Raw genomic sequence first — 20239 nt, 5'->3', positions numbered from 1 at the left:
AATGAAATATTTGTATCAATGGGTGGAAAATCTGGCATATTGTCTGATACTGATGACGGCAGTACAGCATATCCTTCCGGGTGAGTCTTATCGAAATTATATTCGTTTTTTCTCCGGGCTTATTATGGTGCTGATGCTTATCACACCGATTCTTGATCTGTTTGGAATGAAAGGAGAAGTCTGGCAAATGTATCGCCGGGAGGAAGCGCTTCAAATGCGGAAAATGGAGCAGCTGATGGAAAGATATGAAAGTGGTTTTGGGCAGAGTTCTTTGGAAGAAGCGAAGGAGGAAGAGAGAAGATGACATTTATCAAACAGATGAAAGAACGGCCGAGGCAGTTGCTTATGATATTTTTAGTTGGACTGCTGCTGCTTGTGATCTCTCTTCCGGTGGAAGAAAAAAAGGAGGAAATAGATTCGGAACAATGCTTGTCAGAAATAAAAGAAGATGCATATGCAAAGCAGCTCGAAAATAAATTAGAACAAGTACTAACGGAGATGGAAGGGGTGGGGCAGGTCAGAGTCATGCTGACCTTTCAGGAATCTTCAGAAAAAATTGTGGAGAAAGACGAGAACAATACTGTTTATGAGCGTCCGCAGACAGGTGGTGAGATGCCTTATATTGTGCAGGAAGTATTTGCAAGACCTTCAGGGATTCTTGTGATTGCGGAAGGAGGAAAAAATGCGGTTACAGTGCAGAATATAAGAGAAGCAGTACAGGCATTATTTGGAGTTGAGGCACATAAGATAAAAATAATGAAAATGAGAAAATCAAGCTAGGAGGATTTCAAATTGAAAAAATTAGCAAGGAAGAACCAAATTATTGTTACTGGTCTGGCATTGATGATTGCTGCTGCGGGATATTTGAATTATTCTGGGAAATTGTTCCCGGAAAAAACAGATACGGAAGTGAGCAGTGATCTTGCAAACAAGGAATTACTGGATCTCTCGGATGAAGATGCAGCTTTGGAAACGGCTGAGATTGTAAGTCAGGATGGGGAGCCGGAGGGAACACCGGGAGAAGCTGTTTTGACAAGCGGTATCGTGGCGGAAGCAAAGATTGCAAGAGAACAGGTGCGCGCCCAGAATAAAGAGACGCTGTCTGCAATTATTGATAATGCCAATATCAGTGAAGCGGAAAAACAAGAAGCGATCGGGCAGCTTGTAAAAATGACTGGAATCGCAGAGAAAGAAGTGGCAGCAGAAACATTGCTGGCATCAAAAGGATTTCAAGATGCGGTCGTCAGTCTGACTGAGAATTCAGCAGATGTGGTAGTTGCCCAGACAGAGCTGACGGAGGCAAACCGGGCGCAGATTCTCGATATTGTAAGCCGCAAAGCAGAAATTGCACCGGAGCATATTGTTATTAATCCTGTGCGGGAAACAAAAAACGCAGAAGGAGAGGAGAAGGCGGAAGAAACATTAGAAGAGGGGACGGCGGAATAGAAAATATTTGAAAAAAAGAAGATTTCAGATGTATTCTTGGGAAAATCCATTGCAGACAGTGGTTTATATATGTTACACTAATAAAATGTGCCGGAATATGAATAAAATTACATAGGAACGGCAGAAACTGATAAAGAGAATGGGTTTTAGGAGTATATCATGTCAAATATTACAAATGAAATAAAAAAGAGAAGAACGTTTGCAATCATTTCCCATCCGGATGCAGGAAAGACTACCCTGACAGAAAAATTTCTGTTATATGGAGGAGCGATCAATCAGGCGGGAAGTGTAAAGGGAAAAGCAACAGCAAAGCATGCAGTTTCTGACTGGATGGAAATTGAGAAAGAAAGAGGTATTTCCGTTACGTCATCTGTTCTTCAGTTTGAGTACGGCGGATATTGTATTAATATTTTGGATACGCCTGGGCATCAGGATTTCTCAGAGGATACGTATCGTACATTGATGGCAGCTGATTCTGCGGTAATGGTGATTGATGCCAGCAAAGGTGTGGAGGCTCAGACGAGAAAACTATTCAAAGTCTGCGTGATGCGCCACATTCCGATTTTTACTTTTATTAATAAAATGGACCGGGAGGCCCGCGATACATTTGAGCTTTTGGATGATATTGAAAAAGAGCTTGGGATCGCTACCTGCCCGGTCAATTGGCCGATCGGTTCCGGAAAAGAATTTAAAGGTGTTTTTGACCGTGAGCATAAGGAAATTGAACTGTTCTTTGATACAAGGAAAGGAACCTCTATGGGTGAGGTAAAGAAAGTATCACTGGATGATCTGTCTCTGGAGGAGCTTCTTGTACCGGGACAGAGGGAGACACTGGAAGAAGAGATTGAACTGTTAGACGGTGCAAGTGCGGAGTTTGATCAGGAACTTGTAGATAAAGGGCAGCTGTCTCCGGTGTTCTTTGGTTCTGCGTTAACAAACTTCGGTGTGGAAACATTTTTACAGCATTTCCTGCGCATGACATCATCCCCGCTTCCGCGTATGTCTGACCAGGGAGCAATTGATCCGATGACAGAGCCTGATTTTTCCGCTTTTGTTTTTAAAATTCAGGCAAATATGAATAAAGCGCATCGTGACAGAATTGCATTTATGCGTATTTGCTCCGGAGAGTTTGACGCCGGTATGGATGTATGGCATATCCAGGGAAATAAAAAAGTGCGTCTTTCACAGCCGCAGCAGATGATGGCAAGTGAACGAAAGATGATTGATAAAGCCTATGGCGGAGACATCATTGGAATTTTTGATCCGGGTATTTTCTCCATTGGCGATACGGTAACATTGTCTCCAAAGAAATTTGCCTATGAAGGAATTCCGACATTTGCGCCGGAACATTTCGCAAGAGTACGCCAGGTGGATACAATGAAACGAAAACAGTTTGTAAAAGGAATTAATCAGATTGCGCAGGAAGGTGCGATTCAGATTTTCCAGGAATATAACACCGGAATGGAAGAGATTATTGTCGGTGTAGTCGGTGTCCTTCAGTTTGATGTTTTAAAATACAGGCTGGAGAATGAATATAATGTGGAGATCCGACTTGATACGCTACCGTATGAATATATCCGCTGGATTGAAAATGAAGAGATTGATATGGACAAGATCAAAGGAACTTCTGATATGAAGAAGATCAAAGACTTAAAAGACCGTCCGCTGCTGTTGTTTGTAAATAGCTGGAGTATCCGGATGGTAGAAGAAAGAAATGAAGGTTTGATTCTTTCTGAATTCGGACGCTCATAGTATTTTCTCTTTGCAAACGATATAAAATTTGTTATAATAACAAAAGAAATGTGAAAGCGTAGATGAGAAGAAAAAGAGACCTTTTCGGACACGCTCTGGACTAGACAGGAGGTTTCTGGAATATGGGAAAGACAGAAGAACGTAATATTTATACGATACAGGCAGATGAGAATATTGGAGAAGTAAAGATTGCAGATGAAGTTGTTGCGATCATTGCGGGACTGGCGGCAATGGATGTAGAAGGAGTCTCCTCTATGGCAGGCAATGCAACGAGAGAACTGATCAGTAAGCTTGGGATGCGGACATTATCAAAAGGTGTCAGAGTGGACGTGCTTGACGGTGTTGTGACGGTGGCATTGGCACTGAATCTGAAGTATGGCTACAGCATTATGGAAGTATGTAAGAAAGTACAGGACAAAGTAAAGACTGCAATCGAAAATATGACAGGACTTTCCGTAGCGGATGTGAATATCCGGATTGTCAGTGTAGACATGGAAGAGGCATAGCATATGCCTCTTATTTGTTCTTGAAACGGAAAAGGTTTCAGAAAGAGAATATAAGCCGCTAAAAGAGGCGGCTGACAGAAGAGGAAAGGAAGACTTATGGGAAGATCAGAGTTACGGGAACACATTTTCAGAATACTGTTTCAGATAGAATTTCACGATGTGAAGGAGCTGGAGGAACAGATAGAACTGTATTTCGAGCAGTTAGAGCAGATAAAAGACAAAGACAAGACATATATTAAAGAGAAGTACGAAAAGATTTTCGGGATGCAGGATGAGATTGATGGTAAGATCAATGAAGCTGCGTCCGGATGGAAGACTTCAAGAATGAACAGAGCGGACCTTGCGATCCTCCGACTTGCAGTATACGAGATGCTTTATGATGAAGATATCCCGGTGGGAGTTGCGATTAATGAGGCAGTAGAGCTGGCAAAGAAATACAGCAGTGAAGAAGGCCCGGCATTTATTAATGGAATTTTAGGAAAATTATCAAAGACAGAATAATCTGGAGACAGAATGCAATGCAGCATGTATATACGGTAAAACAAGTCAATGCTTATATTAAAAATATGTTTACACAGGACTTTATGCTGAACCGGATTGCAGTGAAAGGAGAAGTGTCCAATTGTAAATATCATTCATCCGGACACATATATTTTTCATTAAAAGATGCGTCAGGAGTCATTGCCTGCGTAATGTTTGCGGGCAACAGAGGCGGTCTGGCGTTTCGGATGACAGAAGGGCAGCAGGTCATCGTAATGGGAAGTGTAAGCACTTATGAGCGGGACGGAAGATACCAGCTCTATGCAAGAGAGATCAGGCTGGACGGAGAAGGTGTTTTATACGAGCGGTTTCAGGCGCTTCGGCAGGAACTTGACGAAATGGGGATGTTTGCTGCGGAATATAAACAGCCGATTCCCAAATATGTTCGCAAGGTAGGGATTGTAACGGCGCCGACCGGCGCAGCGGTAAGAGATATTATGAATATTGCATCCAGGCGCAACCCCTATGTGCAGCTGATCTTATACCCGGCGCTTGTCCAGGGAGAGGGAGCTGCAAAGAGTATTGTCCGGGGAATCCAGGCGTTGGATGCTTATGGTGTCGATGTGATTATTGCAGGAAGAGGCGGAGGGTCCATTGAGGATCTTTGGGCTTTTAATGAAGAATGTGTGGCGAGGGCAATTTTTGATTGCCATACACCTGTTATTTCGGCAGTAGGACATGAAACAGATATAACAATTGCGGATTTTGTTGCAGACTTGAGAGCACCTACGCCTTCTGCCGCAGCAGAACTGGCTGTGTATGAATATGGTCAGACAAAGACTGACATGGAAGAAATCCGCTTTACAATGCGAAAGTATCTGATGGAACAAATTCAGAAAGCGAGACATGAGAGTGAGCGGTATCTTCTGAAACTTCGTCTGAGTCATCCGGGGAACCAGCTGCGAACGAAAAAACAGCAGCTGACAGAGACAGAGGATCGGATCAGATATTTGATGGAGCATAAGATTACGGAGGAACGCAATCGTATTTTGCTCTGCACGGAGCAGATGAAACGTCTGTCTCCGCTAGAGCGGCTCAGTGGAGGATATGCTTTTGTCAGTAAGTCAGATGGGAAACCTGTCAGAAAAATCAGCGATGTGCAGGAAAAAGACCGGATGCAGATTTACCTTAAGGATGGCATGATTGAGGCAGAAGTGATATCCGTGAAGGAGGAAGGCTATGACAGATAGAGAAACAGCAAAGGAACAGGAGACAAGAACACTTGAGGAAAGCTTTCAGGCGCTGGAACAGGTAATGTCCGAGATGTCAAAAGAGGATGTTTCACTGGAAGAGTCTTTTGCACTGTATCATCAAGGGGTAAAGCTTCTGCAGGAATGCAATCAGAAGATTGATGCGGTTGAGAAGAAGATGCTTCTGTTAGATGAAGAAGGTGAAATACATGAATTTTAAAGAAATCTGTTCAGAAAAAGTAAAGGAAATCGAAGGAATATTAACAAAATATCTTCCGGAAACAACAGGCTTGCAGAGCAGGATCATGGAAGCTATGGAGTATAGCCTGATGGCTGGGGGAAAAAGGCTGCGTCCGATGCTGATGCTTGAGACTTACCGCATATTTGGCGGAGAGGGAGAAACAATCCAGCCGTTCATGGCAGCACAGGAAATGATTCACACATATTCGCTTGTACACGATGATCTTCCGGCGATGGATAATGATGAGTATCGCCGCGGGAGAAAAACAACTCATATTGTGTACGGAGAAGATATGGGAATTCTTGCAGGAGATGCACTTTTAAATTACGCATTTGAGACAGCTGTCAAAGCGTTTGAAATTGCACCGCAGCAAAGTGGAGCAATTGGCCGTGCACTTAAGATTCTTTCCGAAAAAGCCGGTATTTACGGAATGATCGGAGGACAGGTCGTAGATGTGCAGTCGAGCGGGAAAGTGATTTCAAGAGAGGTGCTTGATTTTATCTATGAATTGAAAACAGGCGCACTGATCGAAAGCTCTATGATGATTGGGGCAGTTCTTGCAGGAGCTTCAGATGAAGAAGTCAGCAAGGTGGAGAAAATTGCGAAGAGAGTCGGTATGGCATTTCAGATACAAGATGATGTGCTGGACGTGACAAGTACTGCAGAGATACTGGGCAAGCCGATTTTAAGCGATGAAAAAAATGAAAAGACAACTTATGTGACCATTCTGGGATTAGAAGGAGCTCAAAAAGAAGTGAAGCGGCTGTCAGATGAGGCGTTGGCGCTTCTGTTTGAACTTCCGGGAGAAAAGGATTATCTGGAGACTCTGATCCGGGAATTGATCCACAGAGAAAAATAGTGAGGTGCTTTTATGGTACTGGAACGTATTCAGAAAGCGAATGATATTAAACGAATCGCTCCAGAAGATCTGGATCTTCTGGCAGATGAAATAAGAGAATTTTTGATTGAGAAGATCAGCCGGACAGGTGGTCATCTTGCTTCGAATCTTGGGGTTGTGGAGCTGACGATGGCGCTTCATCTGGCTTTTCGACTTCCAAACGATAAAATGATATGGGATGTGGGACATCAGTCTTATACACATAAGATTCTGACGGGGCGCAAAGCAGGATTTGACGAATTGCGTACTTATGGAGGAATGAGCGGCTTTCCAAAACGAAAAGAAAGCTCTTGCGATGCATTTGATACGGGGCACAGCTCAACTTCAATTTCTGCGGGAATCGGTTATGTGAAGGCGCGGGAACTGTTGGGACAGAAGCATTCGGTAATTTCGATTATCGGAGATGGTTCCCTGACTGGTGGAATGGCATATGAGGCATTGAATAATGCCTCGCAGTTAAAGAGCAATTTTATCATTGTACTCAATGATAACCGTATGTCCATTTCTGAAAATGTGGGAGGAATGTCACGGTATCTGAACAGTCTTAGAACAGCCGGCGCTTATACGGAATTGAAACGCCAGATTGAACAGGCGCTTCATAAATTTCCGGGAGCAGGGGATCGGGTGATGAACCAGCTGAGAAAGACGAAGAGCAGCATCAAACAGTTGTTTGTGCCGGGAATGTTTTTTGAGGATATGGGAATTACCTATCTCGGACCGGTGGATGGACATAATGTAAAAGAACTTTACAGAGTATTCTATGAGGCAAAGAAAATCAATCATGCCGTACTTGTACATGTTATTACGAAGAAAGGAATGGGATATCTTCCGGCAGAAGAGCATCCGGAAAAATTCCACGGGACAGGTCCGTTTGAAATTGTAACAGGAAAAACATTGGGTGATAAAAAGGAAGAAAGCTATACAGATATTTTTTCCAGAACAATCTGTGAACTGGGACGGGAAAAGAAAGATCTGGCAGTGATTACAGCTGCTATGGCAGATGGAACAGGTCTGTCGGCATTTCAGAAGGCGTTTCCGGATCGGTTTTTTGATGTGGGAATTGCAGAACAGCACGCAGTAACATTTGCAGCAGGACTTGCGGCGGGAGGAATTCATCCCGTGTTTGCAGTATATTCTTCTTTTTTGCAGCGCGGATATGACCAGATGATCCATGACGTATGTCTGCAGAATCTTCCGGTAACTTTCGCGATAGACCGTGCAGGTCTTGTCGGAAGTGATGGAGAGACGCATCAGGGAGTATTTGATCTGTCTTATCTCTCCCACATTCCGAATATGACTGTGATGGCGCCGAAAAACGGATCAGAACTTACAGAAATGATCCGATATGCAGTCAATTATCCGGGACCAATGGCGGTGCGTTATCCACGCGGCACGGCATATGGAGGATATGCGGAATATCATGAGCCGATTGCATATGGCAAAAGTGAAATGATTACAGAAGAAAAAGGAATTGCGGTGATTGCAGTTGGACATATGTTTGAAGTGGCAGCAGAAGTGCGAAAGCAGTTAAAAGGACTTCGCTATGACTGTACTCTTGTAAATGCCAGATTTGTGAAGCCGATGGATACGGAGATGCTGAGAAAGTTGGTAAAAACCCATCACCTTATTGCTGTCATTGAAGAAAATGTTCGGATCGGTGGTTTTGGTGAACAAGTACAAAGCTTTTTTAAAGAGGAAAATCTGGAAACAGAAGTACACGGATTTGCTATTCCGGATGAATATGTGGAGCATGGAAATGTTTCGGTATTAAGAAAAGAAGTTGGTTTATGTGCGGATACGATTGTAGAGCAGATTGTTGAAGCAGACAGAAAGCAGAGAGAAAGATCATGAAAGAAAGATTAGATGTATTACTTGTAAAAAAAGGTCTGGCAGAATCCAGAGAGAAAGCAAAAGCAGTCATCATGTCCGGGAATGTATTCGTGGATGGTCAGCGGGAAGATAAAGCCGGAACAACATTTCCGGAGACAGTGACAATTGAAGTAAAGGGGCATGCACTTCCATATGTCAGCCGGGGCGGTCTGAAACTGGAAAAAGCAATGAAACAGTTTGATGTAACGATGCAGGATAAAGTCTGCACAGATGTTGGAGCATCTACAGGTGGTTTTACAGATTGTATGCTGCAGAACGGAGCAAAAAAAGTGTTTGCTATTGATGTAGGACGAGGACAGCTTGCATGGAAGCTTAGACAGGATGAGCGTGTCGTGTGTATGGAAAAGACGAATATCCGTTATGTGACACCGGAAGACCTGGGAGAAGCAATTGACTTTTCATCGATTGATGTCTCTTTTATTTCGTTGACAAAGGTATTAGAACCGATTCGGAATTATCTGAAAGAAAACGGAGAGATTGTAGCTTTGATCAAGCCTCAGTTTGAAGCGGGACGGGAAAAGGTTGGCAAGAAAGGTGTTGTGCGGGAGAAGAGTACACATCACGAAGTCATCCGCATGATTGTTTCCTACGCAGAGTCGATCGGGCTTTCGGTGCTTGATATTGAGTATTCTCCGATCAAAGGACCAGAGGGAAATATTGAATATTTGATTCATTTGAAGAAGGATGGAAAGGGAAGCATTGCGGAAAATGTTTTAGAAAAGACGGAAGACATTGTGGAGCAGGCATTTGAAGCATTGGCCAAATAATACAGGAAAACAACATGGATAAATATATCATTATCGCAAATGAAAAAAAGGACCGTGATTTCGTGATCACGGAGCAGACGAAACAGTGTATTGAACAGTTTGGCGTTGTAGAACATATTTATTACACGACAGAATCCGGTAAAGTCAGCATTGGAGAGATTGATCCGGAAGTGCGCTGTGTATTTACAATCGGTGGAGATGGCACATTGATTCAGGCGGCGAGAAGTCTGATCGGAACAAATGTACCGATTCTTGGCATTAATCGCGGAACCTTAGGGTATCTTACGGAAGTAGATGTAAAGAATCTGGAAGAGGCAATTGCCCAGGTATCGCGAAACGAGTTTACAACAGAAGAACGAATGATGATTTGCGGGAAACTGCCCGACCGGCAGGAAGATGTGGCGTTGAATGACATTGTTGTTACGCGGCATGGATCTGTTAAGATTATTCATTACAGAGTTTATGTGAACGGAGAATTTTTAAATTCCTTTCAGGCAGACGGAATGATCGTATCAACACCTACCGGTTCTACCGCATATAATCTGTCTGCGGGAGGACCGATCGTGGAACCGACAGCAGCGCTCTTTGTCATTACGCCAATCTGTTCTCATGCTCTGAATACGAGAAGTATTGTGTTGTCAGCCAGTGACCGGATCGAGATAGAGATTGGGGAAGGACGAGGCTACGGAGAAGAACTGGCGGAAGTTGCTTTCGATGGAGCGGACATTGCATACTTGAGAACCGGAGAGCGAATTGTGATTCGTCAGGCAGATGTGACAGCAAAATTAATGAAGTTAAGCAAAGAGAGCTTTTTGGAAACATTACGAGAGAAAATGAAAGGAAATTAGCGGGATGAAGGTAGATCGACATGTGAAAATCGCAGAGCTGATCGGGAAATATGATATCGAGACGCAGGAAGAACTGGCGGACCGGTTGAATGCGGAAGGATTTCAGGTAACGCAGGCAACGGTTTCCAGAGATATCAGAGATATGAAGCTGATGAAAGTTCCTACACAGGAGGGACGGCAGAAATATTCTATGATGCATGTGACAACGATGGAATTGACTGAGAAGTATATGCGTGTGCTGAAAGACGGATATCTTTCCATGGACATTGCTCAAAATCTGATTGTAGTCAAGACGGTATCCGGTATGGCTATGGCAGTGGCGGCAGCGATTGACGAGATGAAATGGAAAGAGGTTGTCGGCTGTATTGCAGGTGATAATACGATTATGATTGTCACAAGAGATATGGACAATGCACTGGAACTGATGGAAAAGATTCGAAGAGTCGTAGAGAAGAATTAGAACAGGAGTTGGAATGTTACAAAATCTGCATGTAAAAAATCTTGCACTGATTGATGAGGCGGAAGTCGATTTTGAGCGGGGACTGAATATTCTGACCGGAGAGACCGGTGCAGGAAAATCAATTATATTAGGTTCTGTAAATCTGGCCCTTGGGGGCAGATATTCTGCAGATATTTTGCGGAAGGGAGCGTCCTATGGGCTGGTTGAACTTGTTTTTACGATTACATCAGAAGCTCAGGAACGAGCGCTTCAGAAGTTAGATGTCTATCCGGAAGATGGTGCAGTAATTCTGAGCCGCAAACTGATGGAAGGGCGCAGCACAAGCCGCATCAATGGGGAAACGGTTCCGGCAGCGAAATTAAAAGAAATTGCATCTGTGTTGATTGATATTCACGGACAGCATGAACATCAGTCTCTTCTTTATAAAAAAAATCATTTACAAATTCTGGATGAATTTGCAAAAGAGGAATTGGGCAGCATAAAGAAACAATATGAAACTTGCTATCAACTGTTTAAAGGGAAACAAAAAGAACTGGAAAAAGCTTCTGTAGATGAAGAAACACGCCGTAAAGAGGCAGATTTTCTTGCTTATGAGATGAATGAGATTGAAGCAGCGCATATTAAAGAAGGCGAAGATGAGCTTTTGGAAGAACAGTATCAGAAAATGTGCCGCAGTCAAAAAGTAATGGAGCATCTTCAGGAAGCATATCAATGCTGTTTTGGACAAGATGGAAGCGCCGGGGAACTTTTGTCAAGAAGTGCAAAAACGTTGCAGTCACTTGTAGGATTTGAAAAAAGGGCGGATGATCTGTATGATCAGATTGCAGAAATTGACAGCCTTTTGAGCGATCTGGGAAGAGAAATTGCTGAATACATGTCGTCATGGGAGTTTTCGGAAGAAGAATTTGCGGAAACAGAAGAACGACTAAATGTACTGAACCATATAAAAAATCGCTACGGAAAGACATTGGAAGACGTCAATCGCGCACTGGAAGAAAAAAAAGCCCGTCTGGACATTTTAAGCGATTACGATCTTTATCTGGAACGATTGAAAAAAGAGCTAAGAGATGCAGAAGAAACATTGCAGCAGGCAGCAGAACGATTAACAACGCTTCGAAAAAAAGCAGCAAAAGAATTGACTGCGAAGATTTCATCTCATCTGTTAGATTTAAATTTCCTTGAAGTAAAATTTGAAATGGTTTTCCAGAAGTTTTCAGAGTTTACCCCAAGTGGTATTGATGATGTAGAATTTATGATTTCCATGAATCCGGGACTTCCGGTTCGCCCGCTGGCAGAAATCGCTTCCGGTGGAGAATTGTCCAGAATTATGCTTGCCATTAAGACGGTTATGGCAGATAAGGATGAGGTTGAAACATTGATTTTTGATGAAATTGATGTGGGAATCAGTGGAAGAACAGCGCAGAAGGTGTCTGAGAAGATGTCATATATCGGGAAAAAGCACCAGGTAATCTGTATTACACATCTGGCACAGATAGCGGCGATGGCAGACGCGCATTTTCTGATTGAAAAAACAGTAGAAGATCAGACAACGACAACCGATATTCAATTACTGAATGAAGAGCAGTCGGTGGAAGAACTTGCCAGAATTCTTGGAGGAGCAGAAATTACGGCGGCAGTACTTGAAAATGCCCGTGAAATGAAAGAATTGGCAAATCGTACAAAATAATACAGGAGTGGAATGCGAGAAATCTCCACATACTAAGACAGGTATCAGAAGATGCCTGTTTTTCTTTTTGCCTCATAAAAAGTTGAAGGAGCAAAAGAAAATATTCTGTAATTGACAAGTGCAGAAAGGGTGTGGGAAAAGATGCGAAGGAGCAGAAAGATATTTTTAGGGTTGCTTATCGCTGCAGGATTGTGTTTTGGAAGCGTATATTTGTCAGAAGCGGAAGAAAACCGTATACGACAGGAAGTAAGCGCCCAGGCAATCTCTCAGAATACGATTATCCCGGGAGGGATGCCGGTGGGACTTTATATGGAGACAGAAGGAGTACTTGTACTTGGAACTGATAAAGTTGCTTCTGCAGACGGAGAAGAAAAGGAGCCGGCTGCCAATATCGTAAAATCAGGAGATTATATTACCGGTGTGGATGACAGAGAAATCAAAAATAAGCGGGAACTGCTTGACTGTGTAAAAGATATGACCGGAGAAGAAGTAATATTGCATCTAACAAGAAATGGAGAAAAAATTGATGTAAAAATGAAGCCGGTATGTTCAGCACCGAAAGAATATAAACTGGGAATCTGGGTACGAGATAATACACAGGGATTGGGAACCATTACATTTCTTACCGGAGATGGGAAATTTGGGGCGCTTGGTCATGGAATTCACGATTCCGATACCAATGGACTATTTCATATATCAAAAGGAACACTGTATGGTACATCTATCCGTAAAATAAAAAAGGGCGAACATGGCGAACCGGGATGGATAGAAGGGGTAATTGTTTATAATAAATATAACCGTCTCGGGACCATTGAAAAAAATACTGAAGAGGGGATTTATGGAACGCTGAGTAATGCAGATGAACTGTTTAAAAATCTGACACCGATGCCGGCAGCGGCAAAAGAAGAAGTTAGAACAGGACCGGCTGTAATCCGGTGTATGGTTGAGGATGAGATTCAGGAATACGAAATAGCTGTCACAGAAGTGAATTTGAATTCCAGAGAAGTGAATAAAGGGTTTATGATACAGATAACAGATGAAAAATTACTCTCTGTTACAGGAGGTATCATTCAGGGAATGAGCGGCAGCCCGATTTTGCAGAATGGAAAAATTGTTGGTGCGGTAACGCACGTTTTGGTTAATGATCCGACACGAGGGTATGGGATTTTTATTGAAAATATGCTGGAAGCGGCGGAATGATAGAGGCAGATTTTGCAGAAGGAGAAATTGTTGGTACGGTAACGCATATTTAGGACAATGAGTAGAACAAGCAGGAGCAGGAAATGCAATGAGTGTTTCATAGTATTTCCTGCTTCTTAGACTTTTTGCTGTCTGTAAAAATAAAAGTGTCTGTGTTATAATAAAATTAAATAACATTGAGTTTGGAGAATAATTGATGCTTATAAGTAAAATGGAATATATGTTGGATGAGTGATTTAGAAGTAGAAAGAATGTGTTAATGTTACCAGAGAAAAAATATGAGGTCAGCGAGAGAAATTTGTAAGATATGTATGGAAGAAATAGAAATAGTAATAGTGGTACAAAATTTATTGGAAAGGAGATAGAGAACGTGATAAACGAAGCAGTATTAAGCAATGATAAAGAATTTACTTCTTTTATATTTAATGGATATAATATACGTTTTAAAACATCTCCGAGATTGGAGCGATATACGAAAGTGGTTGAGTGGGATCATGGATATATCGTTGTTATGGCGAAATATGAAGGATGCGATGAAGAAGAAGAATATATTGATTTAATTCCCATTCTTGATAATTTATATATTAATGCAGAAGAATTTTTGAAGCCGATTCAGAAAGTGAGGATTGAATATGTGTAATATTAAAGAAGTAGCAGATGCAGCGGAAATGATTATAAATGGATATGCATTTACAAAAGATGGTGAAAATGTAAGAGTGCTTAATTTGAATAATCCACATAAAGCAGCGTATTTAAGTAGAAGTGGAGACATATTGGAAACAAGCATGGATGATATAGAGTTGGAAATTGTATTGGAATATTATCATAAAAATCGTAAATACATGGAGGAATAATATATGCCTAAATATTATGAATATAAAGTATGTGGGTATTATTTGTATTATACCTCGCATTGTGTAATTGAAGCTATGCATGTACATGCAAGCGATAGAAAGCTTACAGAAGCAGGATCTGCAAAGTTTTTTGTGAAAAAAGATGGTGAAACAACAATAGAGAATGAAGGTCAACTGACTGATAGAGAAATCAGAATGATTCGTGAATTTATAAAAGATAACTACAAGGAAATGTATATGAAATGGGCACAAAAAAGTGACAACGGATTTTATGGAGAATAAAATATCATTGCTGATTCTGGATTTGTGGAACAGAAGAGGAACTTTTACGCATAACCGGAGCAGCATAAAAAGCTAAAAATTAATTGCAGTCATGTTTTGGTCAATGATCCGACGAGAGGGTATGGGATTTCAAAAGTGTGTATGCTATAATGTGATTATAAAATTTTGAATTTAACGAGGTAATCAAGATGTTAGATATTACTGTTTGGATGAAAAATTTCCTACAGACATTAGATGAGACTTTCGGAAGCCGTGTATGGTTTGTCGGTTTACAGGGCAGTTATGGACGTGGAGAAGCGATGGAGACAAGCGATATTGATATTGTTGTAATTCTGGATGAATTGTCTGCTATGGATATTCGAACTTATAATGCAATGTTAGATACCCTTCCAAATAGGGAAATGCTTTGTGGTTTCCTTTCAGGGAAAGACGATATTATGAATTGGGAACCGTCTGACTTGTTTCAGTTCTATTATGACACCACACCGATGAAAGGGAGTCTTGATGAATTACTGGCAGTTATTGATGATAGTAGTGTGAACAGAGCAATCAAAATCGGTGCCTGCAACATATTTCACGGCTGTGTTCATAATATGTTGTATGAAAAGAGTGAAGATATCTTGCGAGGATTGTATAAATCTGCTTCTTTCATTGTACAGGCAATTGCTTTTAAGCAGACAGGAAACTATATCAGACACCAAAAGGAATTGCTTCAAGTTGTATCTGCCGATGAACGGGTGATTGTTTCCAACTTTTTAAATTTGAAAAAAGGCGGAATGGTTGAGTTCGATTTGATGTCCGAAACATTGTTGATTTGGTCGAAGAAATGGATTGCTGAAAATGATTAATCACATATTAGATGAAGGTGCAGCAGATATTGCGCGAAAAAGGGATAGAACTGGAGAAAGAGTATGAACAAAAATGAAGTTGTAATATCGGAAAAAGAAGATAACATGAGGCGGACGGAAAATGAGCTGGACAGCAGACAGGTTCGTTCTGTAATAGAAAAATACAGCAGGGCATTAGAGTTGTTGGATTGTTATGATCACCAGAATATGACAAGACCTAACGGAAATCGCGCAACATATGTACTTTCCTATGAGGAATGTATAGATATCATTCAAAGTATGCGATTTGGAGACGAATCGGATTTGTTTGGAAAAGAAAAAGATGATTCTTTTAAAGGGAGTATCGGAAATATTTATCAGTCATTTGCAGGAACAGAGCTTTATGAATCTTTGGAAGAAAAAGCGGCAAACCTGTTATACTTTGTAACGAAGAACCACAGCTTTCTTGATGGAAATAAAAGAATCGCTGCAACAATGTTTCTTTATTTTCTTGATAAAAATGAGGCGCTATTTGTGGATGGAGAGAAGAAAATAGCAGATGCTACTTTAGTTGCATTGACTATTATGATTGCAGAATCAAGACCGGAAGAAAAGGAAATGATGATCAGCGTTATTATGAATTGCATGTTATAATTAACAAGTATTGAATCCAAGCGAGTTTTATAACACAATTAGGATGATCGAAAGATGAGGATGATTTATGGAAAACACATTCAAGAAATTTTTACAAGAAGAAGAGGATTATTGTGCTGCTGATATGAAGCCGTCTGCAGAATCGAAATTTCCTGAATGGAAAGTTTATTATGAAGGAAATTTCTGGGGACACCATGGAAGAGATCATGCCGGAAAAGAAATTCCGGTGAATCAGCATTTTGACTGGGCAGGATATCACTGGTTTATTCCGGTGACATATTCCTGCGGAAAAGGTCTTGTCATAGATTTTTGTATGCGTGTGGATGCCAGGAGAATACAGAATTTTATGGAAAAGTGGAAGCTAAGCTGTAAAAGTGATTTCTATGATGGTTTTACCAATGAACAGCAAATGCAGATGGAAATAGAGAATCCATTATGTTTTCATTTTCACCCGATGTTAAAGTTAAATAATAAAGAAATGACGGTTTCGCGTGGTTGTTCTATATGTTTTAATCCGTATTTAGCAGACAAAAATGGTTATGATTTAGAAACAAAAAGGGTAGTAGAGCATTATCATTTGGATAAATCATATGGTTGGGTTATTTTCAGAAATGCTTTTCCATGGGCAAGTAAACGCCGTTCAGAAATTAAGTCCCTTTCACTTATAATGGAGCAGCAGCCAGACAGAGTTCCCGGAGAACATTTTGTAGTACAGGCTCCCGGTGATAAAGTTACTTTTATCCACCCCATCAGTGGTAAGGCATTTGAATTGACGGTACAAAGTATAGAACAACAAATATTGCCAGAGAGTAGTTTGTTACCTAAACGGTGGAGGTATCCTACTTATTTTATTGCTATGAATTATACGGTCAGTCCTGAGTGGGGAAAAGAAATTATGATTCATGATTGCGCTGAAAGTGATCAACCGATAGAGAATCCTGAGTGGAACGATAAATCCAATCTGGGATCAACTCAAGGAGTTTGTTGTGTAAGTATCATTGGAGGTAACAGCGGACCAACAGCAATGATACTAGAAAATGATGCAGAGGAAAAGATTCATAGCGTTTGTTCTTCTTTGCATTTCGAATCGGTGAAGGATAACGTAGAATGGTATATTTCATATATTGTGAAGCAGTTTTCAGATGCAGTATTCACACTCATATGAAATTAAATATAGAAAAAGGAGAGATACTCATGAAAGTGCGGATTCAGACATTGTGGAAAGTTCCGGTTTTTTGCATGGTTGCTAGTTGGATTAGTTTTTCTATTACCGCCTATCTTGGAGGTTTCTTTTTTGGTGTAAAGACGGTAGATGCTGATGGCGTTACGATAGTTTCTACGGATCCTGTACGCTCAGCAATTTTCCACACAGTGATATTTCTAATTATAGTGTTAATTGGAGGTTTATGGGCCTTTCGCTCTATGACCAAAAAAGAGATTGCGGTCTCTGCCGGAATTATGTCTTCTATCTACCTTCTAATCATATTGGCACAGAGTTTGTTTCCAAACTTCCCGCTTGAGTTAAGTGTTACTCTTGCATACATTCAAAATTGGAAAGGAATGATTTCGCAATTTTTGATGAAACTGACGGACAATATTATGATTTCAGAGATTCTTTCGTCTTTTGGTCCGCTATTATTTATTCCTTTTGGAAGAAAAGAAATATAAAACTAAAATTTAAGGATGCGGAAGAAATTTTATCAAAAAACGGTCTTTTATACAATGGATTTAAAAGCTGCATATGATAAAGCTTATTGACAAGGAGAGTGCAAATGCTTCAGTATCATCGAACGACAGAAAAAGAAAAATACATGATAAGCGAATGGAAATATGAGGAACCATATTCCATTTATAACAATATCCCTTACATGGAACAGATGAAAAATCATCGAGGGTTTGCTAATCGACAGAACAATTATTATTCGTATTATGACGGAGAAAAGCTGGTTGGTTATATTAATTTAAAAGAAACTGAATCAAATATTTTTCTGGGAGTTGGGGTGCATCCACAGTACTGTGGTAAAGGCTATGGACAGCAAATTGTTAAAATGGCCTGTGAGCTTTCGCATAAACAGTACCCGGCGAAAAAGGTAGCTATAGAAGTTAGAAGTTGGAATATAAGAGCAATCAAATGTTATGAAAAAGCCGGCTTTACTATTTCTGGCCCGCCGATAGTGCGAACTACTCCGATTGGGAAGGGAGAATTTTATTATATGGTGGAGACTTTAAAGTAAATAAACGCGAAATTTATAGAAAAGAAAAAATATGTTTTATTTTGCAGAAAAAAACAGTCAGCAAATAGTTGTATGAAATAGGAGAGGATCAAAATATGAGAGAGTATACATATATTACTTTAAGAGAAAGACCGCAACTAAAGGAACGGGCAGCTTTATGGTTTCATAATAAATGGAACGTGCCAAAGGAAGCTTATTTGGAAGGTATGGAAGCGTATCTTAATAAAGAAACAGAGTATGGTTGGTATTTGTGCATGGATGGAGAGCGGATTGTAGGTGGTATGGGAGTCATTGAGAATGATTTTCACAATAGAAAAGATCTTAGCCCGAATATATGTGCAGTATATACTGAAAAAGATTGCCGGTGTCAAGGAATCGCAGGTCATTTACTTAATATGGTTGTCGAGGATATGAAATCGAAAGGAATTACACCCATTTATTTGATTACGGATCATACAGATTTTTATGAAAGATATGGATGGGAGTTTTTCTGTATGGTGCAGGGGGATGGAGAAACCGATTTGACAAGAATGTATATTCATCGGTAAGTTGTTTTGAATTATAGAGTGTTTTATGGAGAAAGATAACTAAATATGGAGCTCCGGCAGATTGTATTTGGGGCGGAGGTCGTGTTGGAGGTGCAGAGAATGAAAATAACTATAGAGGAACTGGAAGCTTATTTACTGAATCATTACAGCAATGACGGCATTGATCAAAGTCTCTTTATGAAGCTTGTGGAAGAGATTGGAGAAGTAGCCGAGGTTCTAAACAAAAAAGCCGGTAGAAAAGCTTCCGGTGACGAAGATCTACAGGCACAATTGGGCAATGAATTGGCGGATGTAATTCATTATGCCATAGCCATTGCCGCACTGAATGGTCTGGATATGAATAAGATTATCTTGGAAAAAGATAAAGTTGCTTCTGTAAAATATCATCATAAGATTAATCTGGAGCAGTTTATCCTGGACAAGAGAGTACAGAGATGACACCAGAACCATTTGCAGTATTGGGGTTTGTTATCTCTTTTGAGGATAGTTAGTTGTACAGACATTGATAAATGGGGATGGAAGTATGAATAAAATAAATAATATTTCAGTTATAAAACAGCAGTATGCAACTGCAAAAAATTTAAATACAAGAATGTCTATTCATGATAAATATTCAACAAATAAGCAGGGATTTGGAAATTGGATTATTTCAAATTATAGGATTAATAAAGGCATGAAAATTTTGGAATTAGGTTGTGGAACAGGAGATATATGGAAGAACAGAGAGACTCTAATTAGCAAGTGTTCAACGTTGATATTATCTGATTTTTCTGAAGGAATGATAACAGCAGCAAAAGAGAATGTAGGCAATTATGATAATATTGAGTATAAAGTTTTGGATATTCAAGAAATACCTTATGAAGATGAAACATTTGATGCTGTTATAGCTAATATGATGTTATATCATGTACCTGATATATATACAGGGTTAGCTGAGGTACGACGGGTGTTAAAAAGAGATGGTTCTTTTTATTGTGCAACATATGGAGAACATGGAATTATCGAGTATCTTTCTGAGATCCTTGCTCCATATGGCGTTGAAGATAATTTAAATAAAAATTTTACACTCCAAAATGGAGCTGGAATTTTAAGTAAGTCATTTTCGAAAATTAAAAAGTTAGAATATATTGATTCATTAGCAGTGAGCAATGTAGATGATATGGTGGATTATATTTATTCGCTTTCCAGTATGACATTATTAAATAATGTATCAAAACATATAATAAAAGAAATTCTAATGCAAAATTTAATAGATGGAGTTTTAAATGTGCCAAAGGAATATGGAATGTTTATAGCATCATAGAGAGGGTTCAGATATAGGAACATCGTTCAATGATATGAGTTATATCAGGATTTTTCATTAATGTGCTTAGGAAATACAGTAATAATTTAAAATTTATGGAGAGAAAAATTGC

The 20239-nt window shown here is 40.2% G+C and carries 26 protein-coding genes; all 26 read left to right on the top strand.

Annotated elements, in window-relative coordinates; genetic code table 11:
• The first annotated feature begins 1 nt into the window (after window position 1).
• The 26 genes from KFE17_04975 (at window position 2) to KFE17_04850 (ending at window position 20127) form a co-directional block, all read left to right on the top strand.
• Entirely contained in the window at window positions 2-304 is a 303-nt protein-coding gene (locus tag KFE17_04975; protein QUO33103.1) for a stage III sporulation protein AF, read from the top strand.
• The gene (locus tag KFE17_04970) at window positions 301-780 is read left to right on the top strand and encodes a stage III sporulation protein AG (GenBank protein ID QUO33102.1); all 480 of its coding nucleotides are present in this window, start codon (window positions 301-303) and stop codon (window positions 778-780) included. The genes KFE17_04975 and KFE17_04970 overlap by 4 nt, the downstream gene beginning before the upstream one ends.
• 12 nt (window positions 781-792) lie before the next feature.
• A complete protein-coding gene (locus KFE17_04965; protein QUO33101.1) occupies window positions 793-1446 on the top strand; it encodes a SpoIIIAH-like family protein in 654 nt (217 codons plus the stop codon).
• Between the two features lie 159 nt (window positions 1447-1605).
• A complete protein-coding gene (locus KFE17_04960) occupies window positions 1606-3198 on the top strand; it encodes a peptide chain release factor 3 (protein QUO33100.1) in 1593 nt (530 codons plus the stop codon).
• Window positions 3199-3320: 122 nt separating this feature from the next.
• Entirely contained in the window at window positions 3321-3704 is a 384-nt protein-coding gene (locus KFE17_04955; protein QUO33099.1) for an Asp23/Gls24 family envelope stress response protein, read from the top strand.
• A 96-nt stretch (window positions 3705-3800) separates the two neighbouring features.
• Window positions 3801-4205, top strand: a complete 405-nt coding sequence (gene nusB, locus KFE17_04950; protein QUO33098.1) for a transcription antitermination factor NusB — start codon at window positions 3801-3803, stop codon at window positions 4203-4205.
• A gap of 17 nt (window positions 4206-4222) precedes the next feature.
• Window positions 4223-5434: an exodeoxyribonuclease VII large subunit gene (gene xseA / locus KFE17_04945; protein QUO33097.1), complete on the top strand. Its 1212-nt coding sequence runs from the start codon at window positions 4223-4225 to the stop codon at window positions 5432-5434.
• Window positions 5424-5654 carry an exodeoxyribonuclease VII small subunit gene (xseB, locus tag KFE17_04940; GenBank protein QUO33096.1) on the top strand — a complete coding sequence of 77 codons (231 nt, stop codon included), beginning with the start codon at window positions 5424-5426 and terminating at the stop codon, window positions 5652-5654. The genes xseA and xseB overlap by 11 nt, the downstream gene beginning before the upstream one ends.
• On the top strand, window positions 5644-6534 hold the full coding sequence (locus KFE17_04935; protein QUO33095.1) for a polyprenyl synthetase family protein: 891 nt from the start codon (window positions 5644-5646) through the stop codon (window positions 6532-6534). Before xseB ends, KFE17_04935 begins: the two co-directional genes overlap by 11 nt.
• 12 nt (window positions 6535-6546) lie before the next feature.
• Complete coding sequence (dxs, locus tag KFE17_04930; GenBank protein ID QUO33094.1) at window positions 6547-8424, top strand: 1-deoxy-D-xylulose-5-phosphate synthase; 1878 nt, start codon at window positions 6547-6549, stop codon at window positions 8422-8424.
• Complete coding sequence (locus KFE17_04925) at window positions 8421-9230, top strand: TlyA family RNA methyltransferase (protein QUO33093.1); 810 nt, start codon at window positions 8421-8423, stop codon at window positions 9228-9230. The genes dxs and KFE17_04925 overlap by 4 nt, the downstream gene beginning before the upstream one ends.
• A 14-nt stretch (window positions 9231-9244) precedes the next feature.
• Entirely contained in the window at window positions 9245-10078 is an 834-nt protein-coding gene (locus KFE17_04920) for an NAD(+)/NADH kinase (GenBank protein ID QUO33092.1), read from the top strand.
• Window positions 10079-10082: 4 nt separating this feature from the next.
• Window positions 10083-10538: an arginine repressor gene (gene argR / locus KFE17_04915; protein QUO33091.1), complete on the top strand. Its 456-nt coding sequence runs from the start codon at window positions 10083-10085 to the stop codon at window positions 10536-10538.
• Between the two features lie 13 nt (window positions 10539-10551).
• Window positions 10552-12225 carry a DNA repair protein RecN gene (gene recN, locus KFE17_04910; GenBank protein QUO33090.1) on the top strand — a complete coding sequence of 558 codons (1674 nt, stop codon included), beginning with the start codon at window positions 10552-10554 and terminating at the stop codon, window positions 12223-12225.
• Window positions 12226-12366: 141 nt separating this feature from the next.
• The gene (spoIVB, locus tag KFE17_04905) at window positions 12367-13425 is read left to right on the top strand and encodes a SpoIVB peptidase (protein QUO33089.1); all 1059 of its coding nucleotides are present in this window, start codon (window positions 12367-12369) and stop codon (window positions 13423-13425) included.
• Between the two features lie 370 nt (window positions 13426-13795).
• On the top strand, window positions 13796-14065 hold the full coding sequence (locus KFE17_04900) for a hypothetical protein (protein ID QUO33088.1): 270 nt from the start codon (window positions 13796-13798) through the stop codon (window positions 14063-14065).
• Window positions 14058-14279, top strand: a complete 222-nt coding sequence (locus tag KFE17_04895; protein QUO33087.1) for a hypothetical protein — start codon at window positions 14058-14060, stop codon at window positions 14277-14279. The genes KFE17_04900 and KFE17_04895 overlap by 8 nt, the downstream gene beginning before the upstream one ends.
• 3 nt (window positions 14280-14282) lie before the next feature.
• Window positions 14283-14561 (top strand): DUF4160 domain-containing protein, encoded by a 279-nt coding sequence (locus KFE17_04890; protein ID QUO33086.1) that lies wholly within the window; start codon window positions 14283-14285, stop codon window positions 14559-14561.
• Between the two features lie 188 nt (window positions 14562-14749).
• Window positions 14750-15409 (top strand): nucleotidyltransferase domain-containing protein, encoded by a 660-nt coding sequence (locus KFE17_04885; protein QUO33085.1) that lies wholly within the window; start codon window positions 14750-14752, stop codon window positions 15407-15409.
• A 105-nt stretch (window positions 15410-15514) separates the two neighbouring features.
• Complete coding sequence (locus tag KFE17_04880) at window positions 15515-16042, top strand: Fic family protein (protein ID QUO33622.1); 528 nt, start codon at window positions 15515-15517, stop codon at window positions 16040-16042.
• A 67-nt stretch (window positions 16043-16109) separates the two neighbouring features.
• A complete protein-coding gene (locus KFE17_04875) occupies window positions 16110-17207 on the top strand; it encodes a hypothetical protein (protein QUO33084.1) in 1098 nt (365 codons plus the stop codon).
• A 29-nt stretch (window positions 17208-17236) separates the two neighbouring features.
• Window positions 17237-17710 carry a hypothetical protein gene (locus KFE17_04870; GenBank protein QUO33083.1) on the top strand — a complete coding sequence of 158 codons (474 nt, stop codon included), beginning with the start codon at window positions 17237-17239 and terminating at the stop codon, window positions 17708-17710.
• 104 nt (window positions 17711-17814) lie between these two features.
• A complete protein-coding gene (locus KFE17_04865; protein ID QUO33082.1) occupies window positions 17815-18276 on the top strand; it encodes a GNAT family N-acetyltransferase in 462 nt (153 codons plus the stop codon).
• Window positions 18277-18371: 95 nt separating this feature from the next.
• A complete protein-coding gene (locus KFE17_04860; protein ID QUO33081.1) occupies window positions 18372-18824 on the top strand; it encodes a GNAT family N-acetyltransferase in 453 nt (150 codons plus the stop codon).
• Window positions 18825-18923: 99 nt separating this feature from the next.
• On the top strand, window positions 18924-19262 hold the full coding sequence (locus KFE17_04855; protein ID QUO33080.1) for a nucleotide pyrophosphohydrolase: 339 nt from the start codon (window positions 18924-18926) through the stop codon (window positions 19260-19262).
• A gap of 85 nt (window positions 19263-19347) precedes the next feature.
• Window positions 19348-20127 carry a class I SAM-dependent methyltransferase gene (locus tag KFE17_04850; GenBank protein QUO33079.1) on the top strand — a complete coding sequence of 260 codons (780 nt, stop codon included), beginning with the start codon at window positions 19348-19350 and terminating at the stop codon, window positions 20125-20127.
• The last annotated feature ends 112 nt before the right edge of the window (window positions 20128-20239 follow it).

This window comes from Faecalicatena sp. Marseille-Q4148 (assembly GCA_018228665.1).
Taxonomy (GTDB): Bacteria; Bacillota; Clostridia; order Lachnospirales; family Lachnospiraceae; genus UBA9414.
The sequence above is the reverse complement of the archived record's forward strand: the minus strand, read 5'-3'. Positions and strand labels throughout refer to the sequence as shown.

Excerpts from the sequence above, each read along its gene's own strand:
- KFE17_04850 (QUO33079.1), top strand. The coding sequence starts at position 19,348 with ATGAATAAAATAAATAATATTTCAGTTATAAAACAGCAGTATGCAACT.
- KFE17_04975 (QUO33103.1), top strand. The coding sequence starts at position 2 with ATGAAATATTTGTATCAATGGGTGGAAAATCTGGCATATTGTCTGATA.
- KFE17_04865 (QUO33082.1), top strand. The coding sequence starts at position 17,815 with ATGCTTCAGTATCATCGAACGACAGAAAAAGAAAAATACATGATAAGC.
- spoIVB (QUO33089.1), top strand. The coding sequence starts at position 12,367 with ATGCGAAGGAGCAGAAAGATATTTTTAGGGTTGCTTATCGCTGCAGGA.
- KFE17_04890 (QUO33086.1), top strand. The coding sequence starts at position 14,283 with ATGCCTAAATATTATGAATATAAAGTATGTGGGTATTATTTGTATTAT.
- KFE17_04855 (QUO33080.1), top strand. The coding sequence starts at position 18,924 with ATGAAAATAACTATAGAGGAACTGGAAGCTTATTTACTGAATCATTAC.
- xseA (QUO33097.1), top strand. The coding sequence starts at position 4,223 with ATGCAGCATGTATATACGGTAAAACAAGTCAATGCTTATATTAAAAAT.
- KFE17_04955 (QUO33099.1), top strand. The coding sequence starts at position 3,321 with ATGGGAAAGACAGAAGAACGTAATATTTATACGATACAGGCAGATGAG.
- KFE17_04870 (QUO33083.1), top strand. The coding sequence starts at position 17,237 with ATGAAAGTGCGGATTCAGACATTGTGGAAAGTTCCGGTTTTTTGCATG.
- xseB (QUO33096.1), top strand. The coding sequence starts at position 5,424 with ATGACAGATAGAGAAACAGCAAAGGAACAGGAGACAAGAACACTTGAG.
- recN (QUO33090.1), top strand. The coding sequence starts at position 10,552 with ATGTTACAAAATCTGCATGTAAAAAATCTTGCACTGATTGATGAGGCG.
- KFE17_04880 (QUO33622.1), top strand. The coding sequence starts at position 15,515 with ATGAGGCGGACGGAAAATGAGCTGGACAGCAGACAGGTTCGTTCTGTA.
- KFE17_04885 (QUO33085.1), top strand. The coding sequence starts at position 14,750 with ATGTTAGATATTACTGTTTGGATGAAAAATTTCCTACAGACATTAGAT.
- KFE17_04895 (QUO33087.1), top strand. The coding sequence starts at position 14,058 with ATGTGTAATATTAAAGAAGTAGCAGATGCAGCGGAAATGATTATAAAT.
- argR (QUO33091.1), top strand. The coding sequence starts at position 10,083 with ATGAAGGTAGATCGACATGTGAAAATCGCAGAGCTGATCGGGAAATAT.
- KFE17_04970 (QUO33102.1), top strand. The coding sequence starts at position 301 with ATGACATTTATCAAACAGATGAAAGAACGGCCGAGGCAGTTGCTTATG.
- KFE17_04920 (QUO33092.1), top strand. The coding sequence starts at position 9,245 with ATGGATAAATATATCATTATCGCAAATGAAAAAAAGGACCGTGATTTC.
- KFE17_04960 (QUO33100.1), top strand. The coding sequence starts at position 1,606 with ATGTCAAATATTACAAATGAAATAAAAAAGAGAAGAACGTTTGCAATC.
- nusB (QUO33098.1), top strand. The coding sequence starts at position 3,801 with ATGGGAAGATCAGAGTTACGGGAACACATTTTCAGAATACTGTTTCAG.
- KFE17_04925 (QUO33093.1), top strand. The coding sequence starts at position 8,421 with ATGAAAGAAAGATTAGATGTATTACTTGTAAAAAAAGGTCTGGCAGAA.
- dxs (QUO33094.1), top strand. The coding sequence starts at position 6,547 with ATGGTACTGGAACGTATTCAGAAAGCGAATGATATTAAACGAATCGCT.
- KFE17_04875 (QUO33084.1), top strand. The coding sequence starts at position 16,110 with ATGGAAAACACATTCAAGAAATTTTTACAAGAAGAAGAGGATTATTGT.
- KFE17_04860 (QUO33081.1), top strand. The coding sequence starts at position 18,372 with ATGAGAGAGTATACATATATTACTTTAAGAGAAAGACCGCAACTAAAG.
- KFE17_04935 (QUO33095.1), top strand. The coding sequence starts at position 5,644 with ATGAATTTTAAAGAAATCTGTTCAGAAAAAGTAAAGGAAATCGAAGGA.